The organism is Neisseria sp. MVDL19-042950, from assembly GCF_030504625.1.
Classification (GTDB): domain Bacteria; phylum Pseudomonadota; class Gammaproteobacteria; order Burkholderiales; family Neisseriaceae; genus Neisseria.
The window spans coordinates 27,641-47,858 of sequence record NZ_JAUKWH010000005.1 but is presented as its reverse complement, the minus strand read 5'-3'; the positions used below and the strand labels follow the sequence as shown (position 1 = coordinate 47,858).

At 45.9% G+C, this 20,218-nt stretch carries 16 protein-coding genes; 11 read left to right on the top strand and 5 right to left on the bottom strand.

Annotated features, from left to right (window positions below; genetic code table 11):
• Nucleotides 1-63: 63 nt before the first annotated feature.
• From Q0X97_RS05780 to Q0X97_RS05765, 4 genes are read right to left on the bottom strand one after another with little or no spacing between them, the layout of a single operon-like run.
• Nucleotides 64-714 (bottom strand): ABC transporter ATP-binding protein, encoded by a 651-nt coding sequence (locus Q0X97_RS05780; RefSeq protein WP_302066435.1) that lies wholly within the window; start codon nucleotides 712-714, stop codon nucleotides 64-66.
• A complete protein-coding gene (locus Q0X97_RS05775; protein WP_302066434.1) occupies nucleotides 711-1,508 on the bottom strand; it encodes an ABC transporter permease in 798 nt (265 codons plus the stop codon). Before Q0X97_RS05775 ends, Q0X97_RS05780 begins: the two co-directional genes overlap by 4 nt.
• Complete coding sequence (locus Q0X97_RS05770) at nucleotides 1,508-2,656, bottom strand: capsule biosynthesis protein (RefSeq protein ID WP_302066433.1); 1,149 nt, start codon at nucleotides 2,654-2,656, stop codon at nucleotides 1,508-1,510. The genes Q0X97_RS05775 and Q0X97_RS05770 overlap by 1 nt, the downstream gene beginning before the upstream one ends.
• Before the next feature lie 12 nt (nucleotides 2,657-2,668).
• Nucleotides 2,669-3,805 (bottom strand): polysaccharide biosynthesis/export family protein, encoded by a 1,137-nt coding sequence (locus tag Q0X97_RS05765; protein ID WP_302066574.1) that lies wholly within the window; start codon nucleotides 3,803-3,805, stop codon nucleotides 2,669-2,671.
• Nucleotides 3,806-4,275: 470 nt separating this feature from the next.
• Here Q0X97_RS05765 and Q0X97_RS05760 point away from each other — a divergent pair, with 470 nt between their 5' ends.
• From Q0X97_RS05760 to Q0X97_RS05710, 11 genes are all read left to right on the top strand, one after another.
• Nucleotides 4,276-5,868 (top strand): hypothetical protein, encoded by a 1,593-nt coding sequence (locus Q0X97_RS05760; RefSeq protein ID WP_302066432.1) that lies wholly within the window; start codon nucleotides 4,276-4,278, stop codon nucleotides 5,866-5,868.
• 127 nt (nucleotides 5,869-5,995) lie between these two features.
• Entirely contained in the window at nucleotides 5,996-8,101 is a 2,106-nt protein-coding gene (locus Q0X97_RS05755) for a glycosyltransferase (RefSeq protein WP_302066431.1), read from the top strand.
• A 39-nt stretch (nucleotides 8,102-8,140) separates the two neighbouring features.
• Nucleotides 8,141-9,313, top strand: a complete 1,173-nt coding sequence (locus tag Q0X97_RS05750) for a nucleotide sugar dehydrogenase (protein WP_302066430.1) — start codon at nucleotides 8,141-8,143, stop codon at nucleotides 9,311-9,313.
• A 118-nt stretch (nucleotides 9,314-9,431) separates the two neighbouring features.
• Entirely contained in the window at nucleotides 9,432-10,892 is a 1,461-nt protein-coding gene (locus Q0X97_RS05745) for a glycosyltransferase family 2 protein (RefSeq protein ID WP_302066429.1), read from the top strand.
• A 125-nt stretch (nucleotides 10,893-11,017) separates the two neighbouring features.
• Nucleotides 11,018-12,031, top strand: coding sequence for a UDP-glucose 4-epimerase GalE (gene galE / locus Q0X97_RS05740; protein WP_302066428.1), 1,014 nt, complete (start codon nucleotides 11,018-11,020; stop codon nucleotides 12,029-12,031).
• 39 nt (nucleotides 12,032-12,070) lie between these two features.
• Entirely contained in the window at nucleotides 12,071-14,128 is a 2,058-nt protein-coding gene (locus Q0X97_RS05735) for a capsular polysaccharide biosynthesis protein (RefSeq protein ID WP_302066427.1), read from the top strand.
• A 49-nt stretch (nucleotides 14,129-14,177) separates the two neighbouring features.
• A complete protein-coding gene (locus Q0X97_RS05730; RefSeq protein WP_302066426.1) occupies nucleotides 14,178-15,479 on the top strand; it encodes a capsule biosynthesis protein in 1,302 nt (433 codons plus the stop codon).
• A 197-nt stretch (nucleotides 15,480-15,676) separates the two neighbouring features.
• Nucleotides 15,677-17,092, top strand: a complete 1,416-nt coding sequence (locus Q0X97_RS05725; protein WP_302066425.1) for a tetratricopeptide repeat protein — start codon at nucleotides 15,677-15,679, stop codon at nucleotides 17,090-17,092.
• 197 nt (nucleotides 17,093-17,289) lie between these two features.
• Nucleotides 17,290-17,652, top strand: a complete 363-nt coding sequence (locus tag Q0X97_RS05720; protein ID WP_302066424.1) for a VacJ — start codon at nucleotides 17,290-17,292, stop codon at nucleotides 17,650-17,652.
• Nucleotides 17,653-17,672: 20 nt separating this feature from the next.
• Entirely contained in the window at nucleotides 17,673-18,068 is a 396-nt protein-coding gene (locus tag Q0X97_RS05715) for an acyl-CoA thioesterase (RefSeq protein ID WP_367881742.1), read from the top strand.
• The gene (locus Q0X97_RS05710; RefSeq protein WP_302066422.1) at nucleotides 18,065-18,553 is read left to right on the top strand and encodes a peroxiredoxin; all 489 of its coding nucleotides are present in this window, start codon (nucleotides 18,065-18,067) and stop codon (nucleotides 18,551-18,553) included. The genes Q0X97_RS05715 and Q0X97_RS05710 overlap by 4 nt, the downstream gene beginning before the upstream one ends.
• Nucleotides 18,554-18,607: 54 nt before the next feature.
• Here Q0X97_RS05710 and mgtE read toward each other — a convergent pair whose 3' ends face one another.
• Complete coding sequence (mgtE, locus tag Q0X97_RS05705; protein ID WP_302066421.1) at nucleotides 18,608-20,044, bottom strand: magnesium transporter; 1,437 nt, start codon at nucleotides 20,042-20,044, stop codon at nucleotides 18,608-18,610.
• Between the last annotated feature and the right edge of the window lie 174 nt (nucleotides 20,045-20,218).

The window sequence follows — 20,218 nt, the reverse complement described above, 5'->3', positions numbered from 1 at the left end:
GCGGGTATTATAACTGAGGCCGTCTGAAAAGATTTCAGACGGCCTCCAAACAAATACGGCGGCTTACAGACAGGCGTTATAGTATTGATACGCTTCGTCCATATTATCGAACTTATACAGCTTCCCCGCTTCCAACACCATCGCGTTATCGCAATATTGCTTCATTGCGCTATGGTTGTGGGAAACCAAAATTATCGAGCGGTCTTTACGCCTTTCAAACAGTTCGTAGCGGCATTTTTCGGAAAAACGCGAGTCGCCCACCGCAATCACTTCGTCAATCAGATAGCAGTCAAACTCGACCGCCAGCGACAATGCAAAGGCCAGCCGCGCTTTCATGCCCGAAGAATAGCGTTTTACCGGCTCATACAGATATTGTCCCAGCTCGGAAAACTCTTCGGTAAACGCCTTCACGTAATCCATATCTACGTTATAAATCCGACAGATAAAACGCAAATTATCCATACCGGTAAGGCTGCCTTGAAACGCCCCGCTGAACGCCAACGGCCAAGAAATACTCATCGTGCGTTTAATCTCTCCTTCGGTGGGCGGTTCCACACCGCTGATCAAGCGTATCAGTGTGGATTTACCCGCCCCGTTTCGGCCTAAAATACCGATTTTTTCGCCTTTTTCGAGTTTGAAATCGATACCGCTTAAAACTGTTTTCCAGCCTTCGCGCGTCCGATACCGCTTAGATACATGTTCGACTGAAATCATTGCGGCTCCACTCCTTTACTGAACTTGCTGATCATGGCCAAACCCAGCAACAGCATCACGATATTGCACAAAATCAAAAACCACGGATTTTCATAAGTGATAACCGAATGACCGAAATACCCGTGCCGGAACATTTCGGTACCATGCACCATAGGTATCCACAAAATATATTTTTGCATCGGTTGGGGTATAACCGACACAAAAAAGAATGCTCCCGACAAAGGCAGCATGATGAAACTCAACGTTCCCCACAACTTGCCGAACGAATCGAATTTGAAGGCAACGGCACAAATAATCAGCCCCAGCCCAAAAGCAAACATGGCCATCAGCAACCAAGCGAGCAGCATATAGAAAATATCAGCCGGCATTTCGATCCAACGTATCGCTATCAACACCGCCATAATCATGATTTGGGCAACGGTTGCCCCTGCCACTTCCAACAATATGCGTGTTACAACCGTATCCAGCACGCGCACATTTCTGTGGTACAGCAAGCTGGCATTGGCGGCAATCGCTCCGATGGCACGGTTGGAAGCATTACGCCACATCATGGCCATGGGGTAACCTGTAAGCACAAAGGCAACAATATCCAATGCCGAAAATTGATCTGCGCGTACAAACTTCCACACCAATACGATAAGCAACGTAAGCAATAAAGGTTCCATAAACAGCCACAGGAAACCGATGTTATTGCGCCCGTAACGGGTAATGATTTCACGCATCAACAGTGCACCGATTACCCGCATTTGAATGGCCAGCGATTGTTTAAACGTAGTTTCGTGCAACGCTTTCATCAGTTTTTATGCTCTCTCACACTGGCAATCAATAAACTCAAAATACCGTATAAAATCAAACCGATAATAAATGTTGCCACAATATTGTAGATACGCTTGGGCTCCAAAGCCATGTCCGGCCTGTTCGGATGGGACACCACTTCCAAATACAACTGCTTGCGATCGGCTTCGGACTTAGCGTTTTCCAATGACACCAAAGCAGTAGCCAATTGTTTTTCGGCCAGCTCATTTTCCAGAAATAACCGCTGATAGTTGGCAGCTTGCGTAGCAATGGAACTATTCGAAGTGCCGGAAATTTTCTGCATTTGATCTTTGATCTCGCGGCGGAGGCTTTTTTCGCGGGCCAGCAAACCTGCAATTTGCGGGTTTTCCGGCGTTACCGCCCGCACTTGATCCAACTGGGTTTGAATCACAATCAACTCGTCTTGCAATTTCGACACCAGCTCCATCTGTGCTTCGGACTGTGCTTTCAAATCAAAAATGCCGTTTTGAGTACGGTACTCAGCCATTTTTCCTGCCGCATTTTTTACCCGTTCTTCGGCCGCTTCGACACCGTGTTCGGCCTGCTCGATCGTATCTTTGCGCGCACGGGCATTTAATTTGTTGATTAACTCTTCCGCCCTATTCAACAAGGCGGCGTTAATCTGCTGCGATTCTTTGGCATCAAACGATTCCACTCTCAGCACCGAAATACCCGACACCGGATCGAAAGCAATATTGACCTTATTTTTATAGTATTGATAGAAAGCCTCGTTTGAATCAAAAAAGCCGAACCCGTTAAAGCGGCTGAAAACATCGCCTTTCTGTTCATAGTATTCGCGCACGGGAATCGTTTTTTCCAACGCTTCCAACGCCGTGCGCGATTCCATATATTCCCGCACAGTATAGGTATCATCCTGCGAACGGGAAAACCCGACATTTTGCAATAGTGCGCCTATTCCGCTTAACGCCGATTGATTACGGGCGGAACGCACAACAAAACTGGATTCGGATATATATTGGTCGGCCGCCCAAACTGAAAAATACACCGTAGAACATACGGTAGGAATAATTACCGTACCCCAGAATAAAGCCCCCCATTTTGTAAAAAAGCTGCGCTTTTTCTTTTTTTGAGCATTTGTTGCCTCTGTATTTTTCTGTTCTGACATTTCAATGCTCCATTAATTAGCTATATTGTTGATACTGCTGGCACCACTGACAACAGGAGAAAAAACAAACTGTAGGAATTTTTGCAGTTCAACCAGCGGGGCATTTGCCACATAAACGATGTCTTTGTCTTGCATGGCAAATTTTTGCATCCAAAATAAAGATTTAGCATCTAGCAAATCTATGCGATATACGGTGGGTACATTTGCATCCATGGTATACCCTTTAGCCAGCCATTTACCTTGTTCGGGTTGCGACAGTTTGGATAAAGGCTGATAGCGGAATATAAATACACCCTTAGGATTGGCTCTTCGATCCAGCAAGCCCCCCATCTGACCGAGCGCCTCTCCCAAATTCATCCCTTTGGCTGAAAAGCGGAATTGTTGTACTTTTCCAACAGCGCCCAAAGCGGTAAAACTGAGTGGTTTGGAATGAAGGGCTACAACATCTCCCGTGCGTAATAAAACATTTTCAGCAGGTTTAGTGGTAAGTGTTTCAAATGCAATAGTTTTTACTACTCCCCCTCGAGTCAATTGAACTGAAACATCCCGTATGTCATCCGTGGTTCCCCCGATGGCCGCCACAGCATCCAAAACCCTTTCTCCTTGTGCTGTTAGCGGCATACGGATACTACTGCCGGCCCTTACCACCACAACGTTTGCAGAATTGTTTTTAACCAACCGCACCATCACTTGCGGCTGATTTGCCATTTTCCTCAGGCGGTTAACAATGTCATTTTGAATAGCCTCCGGTGTTTTGCCTTTTACATACAAAGCACCGAGAAACGGGACGGTAATCTTTCCGTTATTAGCCACCATTTGTTCGGGTAGTTTTGTTAATTGTGCATTCCCCGAACCCAGTGATGTAAGTGCCCCGCCGAACAACAACGCAGGAGGGGCTTCCCATATTGCAATATCCAACACATCGCCGGCATCAACCAAATCGTTATAACCTTTACTATTAGCTGAAAACTCAGCAAACGAGTAGCTTTCCGCAGAATGATGCAGATGCCCCAACACAGAATCCGTTATATCAATTACTTCTACAACCGGTAAATTTTCAGCATCTTTCAAATTTCCCAAAGCTGTTGCCTGACTGTAACTTGGTCCGGAAGTAGGCACGACACCACATCCCGGCAAAAACAATGCCATCCCGATCCCCCAAATCCAAAATCGAAAAATATTTTTATTTATCAAATTCATAAAGAAATTCACCTGTTCCCTTTTTCATTATGCAGCGTTACAAACGAAAGCATTCTAACATCTGGCGCATTTAGTAACACTCTTAAATATGTTTTTAAAAACATATTTTTAAATGAAAAAATCATAATTCATACTTATTTCAAAAATAATACCAAGTGGCACTATACCTGCGAAGATTTTTTTAATATAATATCGAAAAAATTTATCAAGGAAAAGTAAATTAACGTTATAAAAACATGTATTTATGTTAATGTCATATGTTAATAAATATGACAAATAGCTATTGAAATTGCGTTAAGCTTATTAAAGTTAAGGTATTTTCAAAAAACAAAGATTATCGTTACAAAAATTTACTTACTAATATTTACATAATTAATTTAATACTAACCCAAGGGATTATTTCTTTTAAAGGGGACATTATGGCTAAAATTCTCATCGTCGGACATCAACATTCTAACTATCAAGCTGTAGAGCAACTTCTATACAACCATGGTATGGGTCATGCATTGCCATCCAAAAGAGATGGAATGTCTCCCTTAGAAATCGATTCATTATTGGCAAGGTCTGCTCGGCCTTCTTTATATACACCTCGCCGTTATGAAACAGAACAACAACTTCATATTGAAGCGGCTTGGTACGGCCTGGCTATGGATTTATTTCTTGGAAATATTGATCAACCATTTTGGGGATGGGCAGATCCTGAAGCGAACAGCCTTTTAAATTATTGGCGCGATATGGATAGTTCCATGCACTTTATTCTGGTTTACGACCAACCGAATAGCGTCTTGACGCGTGCGCCTCAAATGCTGACAGAAAGCGTTACTGCTCAAAAATTACAAGAGTGGCTTACCTATAATGAAAGTTTATTAAACTTTTATCTGCATAATAAAAACCGTTGCTTGCTGGTACATAGCCAACAGGCTCAGCTTTCTATTAAAAAATATTTGAAGAAAATTTCTCACCATATAGGAGCGCAGTGGGTAACCCAAGAAAATAAATCGCATAAACAGCCACAGCTCTTAAAACCCTCAAAAGACAAAAACTTTGAGCTTTCTGTGCATACAGAAAACAACAGCCAAACAAATTTGGCGGCTTATCTTGCTGATGCGCTAATTCATGAAAATGTCGATGTAATAGAGCTATATAAGAAGCTACAAGATAATTCCAATTTACCTTTGAAATCTGATTTATGTAAGAAAAACAACCGCCAATTAGTGATGGGCGCATGGCAAACAATGATGCTGCAACATCAAGAGATAGCCTCTCTCATGACAAACAGTTTGGCCGATAAAGACAATATTTCGCTACTTTCCAAACAATTACAATCAACTAAAAAAGAATGCGAAACCATTCACTTGCATTACAACCAAGTTGAAGAGCAATTAAAAGCAACCAGAAAAATAGCTGATGAGTACAAGCAGAAGCATGACGTACATCTGCAAGAAAAATTGAAATTGGAAAAAGAAAAATCAGATTTAGCATCAAAAATCAATTTATTTACTCAACAAGCTGAAGCGGATAAGCAAAATTTACAACAACTAAAAAATGCCCAATCCTCTATAGAAAAAGAAAACACTCTTTTATTGGAACAGCTCCACTTTGTTCAAGAAGAGTTGGAAAAAATATATTTAGAAAAACAACGTTTGGCAGCACGCCCCGTGTACTACGGAGCCGCTGATCGTGTGCGCACCCAACTGCCTTATCAATTGGGCGCAGTAATGATTCAGCAAAGTAAAAGTTTCAGCGGATGTATAAAAATGCCTTTCGAATTATTGCGAACGGCCAAACGAGTGAATAAAGAACAGCAAACATGTGAACAAAATTTGCCGCCAGTACACTTTTACAATGATGCTGCGGATATAAACAGAATTCATAAACATTTGTCTTATCAGCTTGGGCAAAATTTACTGACTTATATCCGTAACCCCCTTCGTTGGATTGCTATGCCTTTTGTATTGGCCAACACTGCAAGAAAGTTTAAAAAAGAAAAGCAAATGGCGCACGTACAATAAAATTGAAACAATCAAACTAAATACTATAGTTAATTCAAAACATGCTGAGGATAGTTTTCTTAAATTTATCAGCTGAAATATTAAAAATTATCTATTCAAAAAGTTAAGAATTTACGGGGCTTTTCAAATGGAAAAAATATTAAGTCAAGCTATTGCTTGCTACAACAATCAGAATTTCCAAGATGCTTTATTATTATTCAAACAAGCTTCTAACATATATGGTGAAAAAATAGTTTCTTTACATATAAAAAAATGTAATGAAGCTCTAAAAAAAATAGCGCCTTTATCCCAAGAAGCTAAGGCAATATGTGCATCCAACGAAGTTCAAAATAACATTTTGCCCGCCCTAGATACTCTGGATATCGCAACAAAAATTCTTTTGAATAATCAAGGGCTTTTAGAGTTATCTGAATCAGAACGCGCTGATTCAGTTAAAGCATGGAAACAGTTAACTCAAAGAAAATCGGAAGATGCCGAATATAAAAAAGTTAATCCTATTCCAAGCAATTGGCCTAAAAATTTACAGTTAGCCCCATTACCTGAAGGTCCCAATGACTATCTCTGGCTAGAGAAAAGAAGCGGATATAACCATATTGCTTCAACATCTATAAAAAATAGCAATATAGGTTTGTCTATTATTATCCCGACATTCAATCGCGACTGGATTCTAGATATTACTTTAGCCTGTTTGGTTAATCAAAAAACCAACTATGCTTTTGAAGTAATTGTTGCGGATGACGGAAGCCAACAACAAATTGTCGATGTCGTAAGGAAATATGAAAACATATTAGATATCAAATATGTACGCCAACCGGATAACGGGTATCAATTATGCGCAACCCGTAACTTAGGCTTGCGTACTGCAAAGTATGATTATGTTTCCATTCTTGATTGCGATATGGCTCCGAATCCACATTGGGTTCAATCTTATCTCCATCGCCTTCTTCAAAATGATAATGTGGCATTAGTCGGCCCTAGAAAATATGTAGATACACACGGATTATCAGCTAAAGATTTCTTGGCAAACGATCAACTTATAACCAACCTGCCGGAAACCAAAACCAACAATCTCGTGGGTAGTACACAGACAGCCGTTGCTTCAATAGACTGGCGTTTAGAGCACTTTGCTAAAACCGATAATCTACGCTTGTGCGATTCTCCTTTCCGTTATTTCAGCGGAGGAAACGTTGCATTCGCACGGAAATGGTTAGACATCGCGGGATGGTTTGATGAGGAATTTACCCACTGGGGAGGAGAGGATAATGAATTCGGTTATCGTCTATTTAAAAAAGGTTGTTTCTTTCAATCATTAGATGGCGGCATGGCCTACCATCAAGAACCACCCGGAAAAGAAAACGAAACAGATCGTTCCGAAGGAAAAAAAATTACGATTAATATCGTAAAAGAAAAAGTTCCGTATTTCTATCGTAAACCTACTTCACTATTGTCGGATACGATACATAAAGTGCCTTTGGTGTCTATTTACATTCCTGCCTACAACTGCTCGTCATATATCGTGAGATGTGTAGATAGTGCATTGAATCAAACGATTACCGATTTGGAAGTATGCATATGCGATGACGGCTCTACCGATAACACTCTGGAAGTTTTACATCGTCATTATGGAAATAATCCACGCGTGCGGATTATGACAAAGAAAAATGGCGGAATTGCTTCTGCCTCCAATGCGGCCGTCAAAATGGCTCGTGGATTTTATATCGGCCAGCTGGATTCTGATGATTACTTGGAGCCGGATGCAGTAGAGCTGTGTTTGAGCGAATTCTTAAAAAATCGAAAACTAGCTTGTGTATACACTACTAATCGAAACGTGAATCCTGACGGTTCATTAATTGCCAAGGGGTATAACTGGCCTGAATTTTCACGTGAAAAATTAACAACCGCAATGATTGTTCATCACTTTAGAATGTTTTCTGCCCGCGCATGGTATTTAACTGAAGGCTTTGATGAAACGATTACCAATGCAGTTGACTATGATATTTACCTTAAATTAAGCGAAGTAGGTGAATTTAAGCATATCAATAAAATTTGCTATAACCGTGTATTACATGGGGAAAACACTTCCATAAAAAAACTGGGGTTACAAAAAATAAATCACTTTAAAGTGGTTAATGCCTCCTTAAAACGCCAAGCCAAGCTTTCTTATGAGTATGCGCCGGAAGACACGGATGATGCTAGCAGAAAGTATGTTTTTAAGTTAACCCTCGAACAATAAGATTTCTTTTTTAATTAATAACTATATAGAAACGCTGAAATGAAAAAATTTACTATTGTAGGCTCAGGCTACGTTGGTTTATCCAATTCCGTCTTACTCGCACAACATAATGAAGTTATTGCCCTCGATATTGATCAAGAAAAAGTTGCATTATTAAATCAATATAAATCTCCTATTGTTGATGCAGAGATTGAAGATTATTTTGCCACCAAATCTTTAAATTTTCATGCTACATCGGATAAGCAAGCTGCCTATCGTGATGCGGATTATGTAATTATTTCAACGCCTACGGATTATGATCCTGAAAGCAATTATTTCAATACAAGTTCTGTCGAATCCGTTGCCCGAGATGCCATTGCCATTAATCCTAATGCTGTAATTATTATTAAATCTACCGTACCGGTTGGATTTACCGAACATTTAAAACAAGAACTCAATACTGAAAATATTATCTTTTCTCCCGAATTCTTAAGAGAAGGCAAAGCCTTATACGACAACCTGTATCCAAACAGAATTGTAGTTGGCGAGCGTTCCGAGCGGGCACAAAAATTTGCCGAGTTATTACGCGATGCTTCATTAAAGCCAGATACACCGATACTGCTTACCGATAATACCGAAGCCGAAGCAATAAAATTATTTGCCAATACTTACTTGGCAATGCGTGTTGCTTACTTCAATGAATTGGATACCTATGCGGCAGTACACGGTTTGGATACGCAACAAATCATTGACGGTGTATGTTTAGATTCCCGTATCGGCAAACATTACAACAACCCGAGCTTTGGATACGGCGGTTACTGTCTGCCCAAAGATACCAAGCAACTACTGGCAAACTATCAAGATGTCCCTCAAAACATGATTCACGCCATTGTTGCGGCCAACAGCACTCGGAAAGATTTTATTGCTGAGGATATCTTACGTCGGCAACCTAAAACCGTAGGGATTTACCGTTTGGTGATGAAAGCCGGTTCGGACAATTTCCGTGCATCTTCGATTCAAGGCATTATGAAGCGCTTGAAAGCAAAAGGAATCGAAGTAATCGTTTATGAACCGGTATTGCAAGAAGAGCACTTTTTCCGTTCGCCTGTCATCAATGATTTAGACGAATTCAAACGTGCATCTGATGTGATTGTGGCCAATCGGATAACCGAAGATTTGAATGACGTATTGGAAAAAGTGTACAGCAGAGATTTATCCGGCATAGATTCTTAAGCTGATGCTTATGGCCGAATAATTAAAAATCCGAACATACTTTTTATTTATACGGCCATAACCTGATTTTTCCATAAGCTTTATATGCCAAAGCCAGCTCTGTAAGGGATAGAAATTTGTGTTTAGCAATCTGCTTCAGCTTTATTTGCGATATTTAATTAAGAAAAAAAAATTCTTGGAAATACTGGTCAAGGCAGATCTATTCAAACAGGAATCTGATTGGTTGTGCTATGTGTATTATCGTTTGTCCATGTATCAAACGGTAATCAAACAAGCATACCCTGCCCGCAATCCTCTTGGACAAGCCGGTTACATTGCTTCTATGGCGGCTTGCGGGCATACCCGAGAAGCAAAAGCTTTGGCACAAACTTTAACAACCCGCCACGATATCAGCACTAAAAACAGAGTGATTTTGGCTGAAATTTTGGCACCTTTTTTACCGGAGTCGGCATTAGCTCTATTGGATCAAGCAATTATTCCTTCTCCTGTACTGCATGCTTCGCTGCTGATACGTACCAACCAACCGGATAAAGCTCGGCATGTAATCACTACCGCATTACAAACAGGAAAAGGGGCTGACAAACCCGAACTGTATTTACTGATGGCCAACATGGAAGCGGCATCGCCTTCAAACCAACTGGCTTATACCAATAAATATCTAGCTCATTACGGTTTGGAAACATTGGCTTTGAAAAATCCTGACTTACCTCCCGGAGCGATAAATGTATCCTGCTTTTCAAACCATACCCAAGCAGGGCCTTTAGTGAGTATTTTGGTTACGACGTTTCGCGGAGCAGACAGGATCGGTTCGACAATAGAGTCATTATTGCAGCAAACCTACCGCAATATAGAAATTATCGTCATTAACGATGCCAGCGATGATGATACTGATGCAGTAATGCAAGATTGGATAAAACTAGATAGCCGTGTGCGCTATTTTAAATTACCGGTTAACGTAGGCACTTTTGCAGCAAAAAACCTTGGCCTCCAATATGCCGCCGGTGAATTTGTTACCTGTCAGGATTCGGATGATTGGGCCCATCCGCGAAAAATCGAATACCAAGTACAACCTCTGTTGGAAAACCCTAACTTAGTCTGCACTACATCGCAGTGGGTACGTATTCAGGATGACGGCCTTTACTATGCCAGACTGGTTTACCCTTTAACCCGTTTGAATCCGGCATCTCCGCTCTTCCGAAAAGAATTGGTGCTGTCACGTATGGGAGCTTGGGACTGGGTACGGACAGGGGCGGATAGTGAATTTCTAGAAAGAATGAAACTGGTTTTTGGTTCAAGTGCGGTTTTATCAGTAAAAAAACCTTTAACCCTAGGTGCACACCGGCCTGACTCTTTAATGACTGCGGCGGATACCGGCTATAACAAACAAGGAATATCCGAAACCCGCCTGAATTATTGGGAAGCGTGGGAAACATGGCATGTTAATTGCTTGAAAACCAAAACCATCCCGACAATTCATACGATACCTGATGTTCAGCGTCCATTTCCTGTTTTAGAACATTTAATGGTAAATCCTGAAAACATCATGATTTGTAGAAATAAATTAAAAGAAAACCAATAAAACTTTTTATTTATTCGGATTATTAAATAGGGGGAGCCGAAATACTTCTATTCGGCTCACAGTAACTAAACTAAGAAATACATCATTTTAAATGTTTATTTCTTGCTAATTATAAATAAAACATCATGACTATACTCATTACCGGCGGAACGGGCTTTATCGGCTCGCATACAGTTATTTCCCTTATCCGGGCTAACTACGACTTAGTAATACTGGATAACCTGTGTAATTCCTCCATACAGGTACTTTCCCGCTTAACAAAAATCACCGGAAAACAAATCCCTTTTTATCAAGGCGACATCCGTGATCGGACAATCTTAAGAGAAATTTTCTCCAAGCATTCCATTCAAACCGTAATGCATTTTGCGGGCTTGAAATCGGTAGGCGAAAGCAACCAACAGCCCATCAAATACTATGACAACAACGTTGTCGGCAGTTTGATTCTTGCCGAAGAAATGGCAGCGGCAGGCGTATTCAATATCGTATTCAGCTCGTCGGCTACGGTTTATGGCAACCCCATCCATACGCCCATCACAGAAAATATGCCTACCGGAGGGACGACCAATCCCTATGGCACCTCCAAATACATGGTGGAACGTATGTTGTCGGACATTCAAAAATCCGATCCGCGCTGGAGTGTGATTTTATTACGTTATTTCAACCCGGTAGGTGCACATGAAAGCGGACTTATCGGAGAACACCCCAACGGAATCCCCAATAATCTGCTGCCGTATGTCTGCCAAGTAGCTTCGGGCAAGTTACCTTATCTATCAGTATTCGGTAACGACTACCCCACCCACGACGGTACAGGTATCAGAGACTATATCCATGTAATGGATTTGGCCGAAGGCCATTTGAAAGCGATGCAGGCCAAGAGCGGCCATTCCGGTGTGCATACTTATAACTTAGGCACAGGGAAAGGCTATTCCGTGTTGGACATGGTACAGGCGTTTGAAACCGTTTCCGGCCTGCCTGTTCCGTACGAAATAAAACCGCGCCGCGAAGGGGACATTGCCATTTGTTTCGCCGACCCTTCCCATACCGAAAACCAAATAGGCTGGAAAGCCGAACGCAATCTTAACGACATGATGGCCGATGCTTGGCGCTGGCAAAACCAAAACCCCAACGGTTACAAATAAATAATTAAACAGCCTTCGAGGCCTCTTACATTACCGACTGTGAAAAACGCTCTTATCTTTTCAGACGGCATCCGGAGAATCCCCCATCTAGCGGCATTCCTACCGGATTATTGCCTACGTAAACAAACCGAACAAGTCGATGCCGTTATCGGTTGGGGCCTGCGCCCCACTACCCGTAAGGCCCGTGCTTATGCGGAACAACACCGCCTTCCATTCATTGCCTTGGAAGACGGCTTTCTGCGTTCAATCGGTTTGGGCGTAACAGGCTGCCCGCCGCTTGCTCTGGTTATTGACGATTCGGGTATTTACTACGACACCACCCGCACTTCACGTTTGGAGCAGTTGGTTTTGGCTGCGGACAGCATGCCGTCTGAAATCATTGAAGATGCTAGAAAAGCAATCGGCCTTATCGTTGCAAACAAACTTTCCAAATACAACCATGCACCAATCTTTTCAGACGGCCTCTCTGTCAAAAGGCCGTCTGAAAAAGAAGTTGTGTTGGTTATCGACCAAACTTTCGGCGATATGGCGGTGCAATATGGCGGCGCTGATGCAGATACTTTTAAGCGCATGTTTCAGACGGCCTTATCTGAAAATCCCGATGCGGAAATCTGGGTGAAAACCCATCCCGATGTATTGAGCGGCAAAAAACGCGGCTACCTTACCGATCTCTCCACCCATGTGGAAAATGTGCGTTTGGTTACGGAAGACATCAATCCGATTTCCCTTTTGGAACAAGTAGATAAAGTTTATTGCGTTACCTCTCAAATGGGATTTGAAGCCCTGCTGCTGGGTAAGCCCGTAGTAACTTTCGGGCTGCCGTGGTATGCGGGTTGGAGCGTTTCCGACGACCGCCATTCCGGTGTAGCCGGTTTAACCGCACAAAAACGTCGCGCCCCCCGCTCGCTGTTGCAGCTTTTCGCTGCCGCCTATCTGCAATACAGCCGCTACATCAACCCGAACACCGGTAAAACGGGAACGATATTCGATGTTATCGACCATCTTTCCTCTACCCGCCGCTTAAATGAAAAGCTGCGCGGCAATCTTTACTGTGTCGGCATGTCTTTGTGGAAACAGGCAGTGATCAAGTCGTTTTTCAACGTACCCTCCTGCCGACTGCACTTCGTTTCGTCTTTCAAAAAACTGGAAAAATCCGCATTGCCGTCCGATGCACGGCTTTTGGTTTGGGGAAACGGCAGTCAGGAATCGGCTGATTTTGCCCAAAAACACAATCTGCCCGTACTGCGGATGGAAGACGGTTTCATACGTTCGGTGGGATTGGGCTCCAATCTGGTGCCGCCGCTCTCGCTCGTTATCGACGATCAAGGCATTTACTTCAACGCAGAACAGCCCTCCCGCTTGGAACACATTTTGCAGAGCTGCGAATTTACCGCACAGGATTTTCAGACGGCCTCTTATTTGCAGCAAGCGCTTACCGAAGCGGAAATCAGCAAATACAACGTCGGCAACGGCACGCTCAATATTCCGGATACCGACCGCAAAGTCCTGCTGGTGCCCGGTCAGGTAGAAGACGATGCCTCCATCCGCCACGGTTCGCCTGAAATCCGCACTAATTTGGGTTTATTGAAAAAAGTGCGCGAGCTGAACCCCGATGCCTACATCATCTATAAACCCCACCCCGATGTTGTGAGCGGCAACCGCGTCGGCGCAATTCCGCCGGAAGAAGCATCGCGTTATGCCAACCAAACCGTTACCGAGTGCGACATCCTCACTTGCCTCAAGCATGCAGATGAAGTCCATACCCTGACTTCCCTGTCCGGATTCGAGGCCTTATTGCGCGGTAAAACCGTACATTGCTACGGCCTGCCGTTTTATGCCGGCTGGGGATTGACTCAAGATTATCTGCACCTGCCGCGCCGCACTCGAAAATTAGCGTTATGGGAGCTGGTGGCCGGCACCTTGATTCATTACCCCAACTATGTTCATCCGCAAACGCGCAACTTCATTAATGCCGACACCGCCATTGAAATTCTGCGGGCACAAAAACAACAGCGTAAACACAGCAACCGCCTGCACCGGAGCTTCTTTTCCAAACAATGGTTCAAAATTAAACAACTTTATGTATTAATTAAATAAAATTAATGTTATAGTCTCACTCTTTTTTATAAAAAGAAAAATAGTGCATATGGAAAATGTCAATACTCAAAGCTACCTGGAAGAGCTGATCAGCACAAGCAACCGTGTTTTACTGCTGCAAGGGCCTATCGGCACATTTTTTCACGATTTTTCAAACTGGCTTTCCACCCAACAGTCCAAAACCGTATTTAAAATCAACTTTAATTACGGCGACGAACTGTTTTATCCGTCAAGCACGCCCAATACGTTTGCCTACCGCGATACTTATCAGGCATTCCCCGATTTTCTGTCTGATTTCATTGAGAAAAACGACATACAGGCTGTTGTCTGCTTCGGCGACACCCGCCCGTACCACATCGTAGCCAAGCAGATTGCCGGGCAAAAAAACCGGAGTTTTTGGGCGTTTGAAGAAGGCTATTTCCGACCTTTCTACGTAACGCTGGAAAAAGACGGCGTAAACGACTTTTCCTCACTGCCGCGGAATGCCGATTTCTTCCTGAAAGCGTTGCCGAGCCTGCGCACACAGCAATACCAAGAACCTCCGGCCGTTCCCGGTGGCTTCCTGCCCATGGCCAAACACGCCGTCCGCTATTATTTTGCTGCGCGCAGACACCATGACAAATATCCTTATTACATCCACCATCGTGTCAGCAATCTCGGACATTACATCAAATCATGGGCTTTCTCAGGGCTGAAACGCGCCAACTATGTGCTCGAAGACCGTAAATTCGCCAGACGGGTAACAAACGGCAAATTCGGTAAATTCTTTATTCTGCCGCTGCAAGTGATGAACGACAGCCAAGTACGGGTGCACAGCGATTTTTCATCCGTCCGCAGCTTCCTGTTGCACATCCTCACATCATTCGCCACCCACGCGCCGGATGATGTGAACCTGATTGTGAAACACCATCCGATGGACAGAGGCTTTATCGACTACCGTAAAGACATCAATCATTTCATCAAACAGCACCCCAAGCTGAAAGGCCGTGTTTTTTATGTTCACGACGCTCCGTTGCCCGTTTTACTGCGCCACGGTGCCGGCATGGTTACGCTCAACAGCACTTGCGGGCTTTCCGCTTTGATTCACAATATGCCGGTTAAAGTAATTGGACGGGCAAGCTATGACATTGCGGGCATCACTTTCCAAGACAGTCTGGCCGAATTCTGGAACCGCCCCACGCCGCCGGACAGCAAGTTGTTCCATGCTTTCCGTATGTACCACATTAACGTTACCCAAATTAACGGCAGCTTTTACAGCAAAGTGAATCTTCCTACCCGTAGTTACACATACCAACATGTTCGTCAGGACGAACCGTTGGTTCAAAAAAGCAATCGCTTCAAGGCCGTCTGAAAACAAGCCGGAACCTTCGCAAAAAACAGATACGGGTCGAAACACAACCAAACTCCCAATGCGGAACACAGCGCATTGGGAGTTTTGCCAAGGTTTATCTGCCTTTCAGACGGCTCTGAAACCACATAGCACGGCCCTGCTCTTATTTGCATGAGATTGCTATACAATGTTTTTTTTCGTAATCGCCAATCCGAAAAATGACTCATCCCACTCCCGACTCTCTTTTTGAACAAGGCCATGCGCTATTGCTGGGCAATCCCGACGATTGCGCTGCGGCCATCCCGCTTTTACGGCAAGCCGCCGAACAAGGCCATGTTGAAGCCGCTTTCCAACTTGCCGGCTGCCTCTTGAATGGCGGCGGTTCCCGCCCCGACTACACGGCTGCCCGCCAATGGCTGCAAAAAGCCGCCGATGCCGGCCATCCGTATGCCCGCTACAACCTGCTGCAAATGCGCGCATTTGACGGCGAGCCTTTTTCCGCCCAAGTTGACGAATATACCGATTTGGCTGAACAAGGCATTCTTCACGCCCAACTGCGTATGCTCGAATATTGCGCCGAAAACAAAGACCCTCAGGCAGTGCATTGGGCGGAACTGGCCGCAGCACAAAACAGCCCCGATGCCCAATATTTTCTGGCCAAACACTATCAGCAGGCTTCACAGCCCGATCTCGAAAAAGCCCACCGCCTGTTTACACAAGCGGCGGAGCAAGGTTTGATTGCCGCGCACTGGCAACTCGGCAACCAATACCGCTACGGGCAATTCGTCGAGAAAGACTTGAAAAAAGCGGCCGAACATTTTCTGCCTGCCGCACAAGACGATATTTCGGCGGCACAAACCGCATTGGGCGAAATCCTGCTCGAAAACGGCGACGGCAGCGGAGTGGAATGGCTGCAAAAAGCGGTACAGCAAGGCGATATCAATGCCCATGCCTTACTGGCGAATGTCTATCTCATAGGCAAATATGTCGAACGCGATTACCAGCAAGCCCGTCAGCATGCCTCCACCGCCGCCCGCTGCAACCACCCCGAAGCCCTCCGCCTGCTCGGAGACATCTTCCGCTACGGTTTGGGTATCGAAGCCGATGCCGATACCGCACTGCGCCAATACCAACGTGCAGCCGAACTCGGCAATATGGCCGCGCACCAAAAATTACTGACCGACACCGCACTGTCGCACAGCGAACATTACAACGAAGCCAAACAAGCCGCCCTGCTCTACCAAAAAGCAGACAAGGCCTACCAAACCGCTTTCTCCTACCACTACGGTTTAGGCCGTCCGCAAGACTACATGCAGGCGCGCAAGTTTTATATGGACGCTGCCGAACTGAACCACCGCAAAGCCCAAACCAATCTCGGCATGATGTATTACAACGGGCAAGGCGTAGAAACCGACCCCGAACAAGCCGCTTACTGGTTTGAACAGGCGGCCAACCAAGACGATGTTATCGCCCAATACAACCTCGCCTGCCTGTATTACCACGGGCACGGCGTTCCCCACAGCACCGAAACCGCCTGCCGCTGGCTGCAAGCCGCCATCAACAGCGGCCACGATCAGGGGGCCTCGTTAAAACAATTACTGGCCCAATGGCAGCAGGAAATACACCCCGCCTGAACCATGCATGCCTTCCAAACAGCAAAGAGGCCGTCTGAAAATTTTCAGACGGCCTGATTCGCGCCGTTCACCAAGAAACCGGATCATAGGCCCGTATTTGCCCCGCCCTTTCCTCCCTGTAATTTGATTCCGTCGCGATATGGATTTTAAAACACCTTTGCTATATCATTTCCACTCCCACCCGCAGGAGCATAGCCATGTATGAAGTAAATCGCAGCGTATTTTTATTAGTCCCCCTCGAGCCGTTTTGGAACTGGTTGCAGTCGCTCCCCGAAGTCGATTTGGACGACATCCGTTTGGAAGACCTGCAGGCCGATGCCAACGCCTATCTGGTCAAACCCTGCGAAACAGCCGATGAAGTGTGGGACGAAATAGAAAACCGCTTCGAAGAGATTTTTGCCGCCGAATTAGGCGACTGGTGCGAAGACGAAAGCTATTGGCCGGACTTGCACGCCGATATTTTCGGCGAATGGTTCGACATTCAGCTCTCCACCGTCGTTACCGACCTCGAGCAAGAACCGCTCGGCCGCGAAATCTTCCAGCCCATTACCCTAAACTAAGTTTTCAGACGGCCTCATTCATGACCGCCATCCGAGTACGCAGCTACCACCTCGACGGCTACGGGCACGTCAACAACGCGCGCTATCTGGAATTTCTCGAAGAAGCACGTTGGGCATTTTTCGAACGGCACGGGCTGTTGGCCCTGCTCGACGGTATCATGATGGTTGTTACCCGTGTCGATATCCGTTACCTGCGTGCCGCCACCGAAGGCCAAGAACTGCACATCGACACCCGAATAAACGCCATCGAACCGCGCCGGATTCTGCTCACGCAGCGCATCATCAGAGCAGACACCCGCAAGGTCGCCGTCGAAGCCGACATTACATTAGTACCGGTAAGCAGCGGGAACGGACGTGCCACCGACCTCCCCGCCGAGCTTGCCCTCCACCTTAACCGATTACACACGACATCATGAAAAAAATCCTTACCGCCGCCGCAGCCTTTATCATTGTCGGCCTGCTGGCTTTTTTATTGTATCCCCAAAACAAACCCGCTCCCGCTTTCTCTCTGCCGAACCTGAACGGGAAAACGGTCAGCAACGCCGATTTACAGGGCAAAGTTACCCTGATTAACTTTTGGTATCCCTCCTGCCCCGGCTGCGTGAGCGAAATGCCCAAACTGATGCAAACCGCACGCGACTATCAAGGCAAAGATTTCCAGATTATCGCCATCTCGCTGCCTTACGATCCGCTGGAAAGCGTGCAAAACTATGCGGCCCAGCGCGCCCTGCCGTTTACCGTGATGTACGACAAACACGGCAATACCGGCAAAGCATTCGGCGTGAAAGTGGCACCGACCTCGTTTTTTGTGAACAAAAAGGGCGAGTTGCTGAAAACTTTCGTGGGCGAACCGGACTTCAACGCGCTGTATCGTGAAATCGACAGCGAATTGGCCAAATAAACCCGAAGAGGCCGTCTGAAAACTTTCAGACGGCCTCTTCCAATATTTATTTCATCACATCAAAAACATCGTTGCCAAGCCGAGGAAAATCAGGAAACCGCCGGAATCGGTAACCGCGGTAATCAGCACCGAACTGCCCAATGCCGGATCACGCCCCGCTTTATCCATCGCCACCGGAATCAGCACGCCGACAGTGGCGGCCAGCAGCAGGTTGAGCGTCATGGCGGCAATCATCACCAAACCGATGCCGAAATTATCGTACAGCAGCCACGACACCACGCCCATCACCGTACCCCAAATCAAACCGTTCACCAAAGCCACGCCCACTTCTTTTTTCAACAACCGCCCGGCCTGCGTACCGGAAAGCTGGCCCATCGCCATCGCGCGCACAATCATGGTAATGGTTTGGTTGCCGGAGTTGCCGCCGATACCGGCCACAATCGGCATCAACGCGGCAAGGGCGACGATTTTTTCGATGCTGCCTTCAAACGCGCCGATCACTCGGCTGGCGATAAATGCGGTGCAAAGGTTGATGGCGAGCCACATCCAGCGGTTTTTCACCGAATCCAGAATCGGCGCAAACAGGTCTTCTTCCTCCTGCAAACCGGCCATGTTCAACATATCGGCTTCGGTTTCTTCGCGGATCACATCCACCATTTCATCAATGGTAATACGGCCGATCAGCTTTTTGTCGGCATCGACCACGGGCGCGGTTACCAAGTCGTAACGCTCGAACGCCTGCGCCGCTTCTTCCACGTTGTCTTCGGGGCGGAACCGCACCACGTCGGTGGCCATCACGTTTTCCACCAACTCTTCGGGGTCGGCCACCAGCAGTTTGCGGATGGGCAGCACGCCTTGCAATACGTCGTCGTGGTCAACCACGAAAATTTTATCGGTGTGGTCGGGCAGGCTTTCAAAACGGCGCAGGTAACGCAACACCACTTCGCAAGCAACATCGGCACGGATGCTTACCAGCTCGAAGTCCATAATCGCACCGACTTGGTCGTCTTCATACGACATCGCCGCCTGCACTTGCGCACGCTCTTCGGCATCACGGGTTTGCAGGGCTTCATACACCACTTGGTGCGGCAGATCGCCGGCAAGCTCGGCCAGTTCGTCGGCATCCAAATCGTCTACCGCCGCCAGCAGCTCTTCGGTATCCATCGATTCGATCAGCGTTTCGCGCACCGCGTCGGATACTTCCAGCAAAACTTCGCCGTCTTCTTCGGGCGCAGCCAAATGCCACACCAGCGTCCGCTCTTTCGGCGGCAGCGATTCCAGCACGTTGGCCACGTCCGCCGGATGCAGTTCGTGCAAAATGCTGATTAATTCGACTAACTTGGTGTTGAGTTCGGTATCTTCGATTATCTGCCCTTCTTCGATTTGCGTTGAAAAAGGCAGTAAGGCTTCAGAAAGCTCGTGGATACGCTCGATATCCAGCGGCAAGCGGTCTAAATCGGTTTGAGTCGGGATGTCTTGCTCGATGCTCATAAATACTCCGCCCGCCTGTGTTGCGGGAGCAGTATTCAGGCGGGGTGATTAAACGGTAGGGTTGTCGTTATAAGATTGTAATGATGAACTGGGAAGGTCCATGGCATGTGCCTGCACTTTGCAGGTCTTGAGTTGGAAACGGCGCATATTCTACACCGATTCAGTCCGCTTTAC

Bases quoted from the DNA above. Each gene is read 5' to 3' on its own strand.
- Q0X97_RS05750 (WP_302066430.1), top strand. From the start codon at position 8,141: ATGAAAAAATTTACTATTGTAGGCTCAGGCTACGTTGGTTTATCCAAT.
- Q0X97_RS05720 (WP_302066424.1), top strand. From the start codon at position 17,290: ATGTATGAAGTAAATCGCAGCGTATTTTTATTAGTCCCCCTCGAGCCG.
- Q0X97_RS05730 (WP_302066426.1), top strand. From the start codon at position 14,178: ATGGAAAATGTCAATACTCAAAGCTACCTGGAAGAGCTGATCAGCACA.
- mgtE (WP_302066421.1), bottom strand. From the start codon at position 20,044: ATGAGCATCGAGCAAGACATCCCGACTCAAACCGATTTAGACCGCTTG.
- Q0X97_RS05770 (WP_302066433.1), bottom strand. From the start codon at position 2,656: ATGTCAGAACAGAAAAATACAGAGGCAACAAATGCTCAAAAAAAGAAA.
- Q0X97_RS05755 (WP_302066431.1), top strand. From the start codon at position 5,996: ATGGAAAAAATATTAAGTCAAGCTATTGCTTGCTACAACAATCAGAAT.
- galE (WP_302066428.1), top strand. From the start codon at position 11,018: ATGACTATACTCATTACCGGCGGAACGGGCTTTATCGGCTCGCATACA.
- Q0X97_RS05775 (WP_302066434.1), bottom strand. From the start codon at position 1,508: ATGAAAGCGTTGCACGAAACTACGTTTAAACAATCGCTGGCCATTCAA.
- Q0X97_RS05780 (WP_302066435.1), bottom strand. From the start codon at position 714: ATGATTTCAGTCGAACATGTATCTAAGCGGTATCGGACGCGCGAAGGC.
- Q0X97_RS05760 (WP_302066432.1), top strand. From the start codon at position 4,276: ATGGCTAAAATTCTCATCGTCGGACATCAACATTCTAACTATCAAGCT.
- Q0X97_RS05715 (WP_367881742.1), top strand. From the start codon at position 17,673: ATGACCGCCATCCGAGTACGCAGCTACCACCTCGACGGCTACGGGCAC.
- Q0X97_RS05710 (WP_302066422.1), top strand. From the start codon at position 18,065: ATGAAAAAAATCCTTACCGCCGCCGCAGCCTTTATCATTGTCGGCCTG.
- Q0X97_RS05765 (WP_302066574.1), bottom strand. From the start codon at position 3,805: ATGGCATTGTTTTTGCCGGGATGTGGTGTCGTGCCTACTTCCGGACCA.
- Q0X97_RS05725 (WP_302066425.1), top strand. From the start codon at position 15,677: ATGACTCATCCCACTCCCGACTCTCTTTTTGAACAAGGCCATGCGCTA.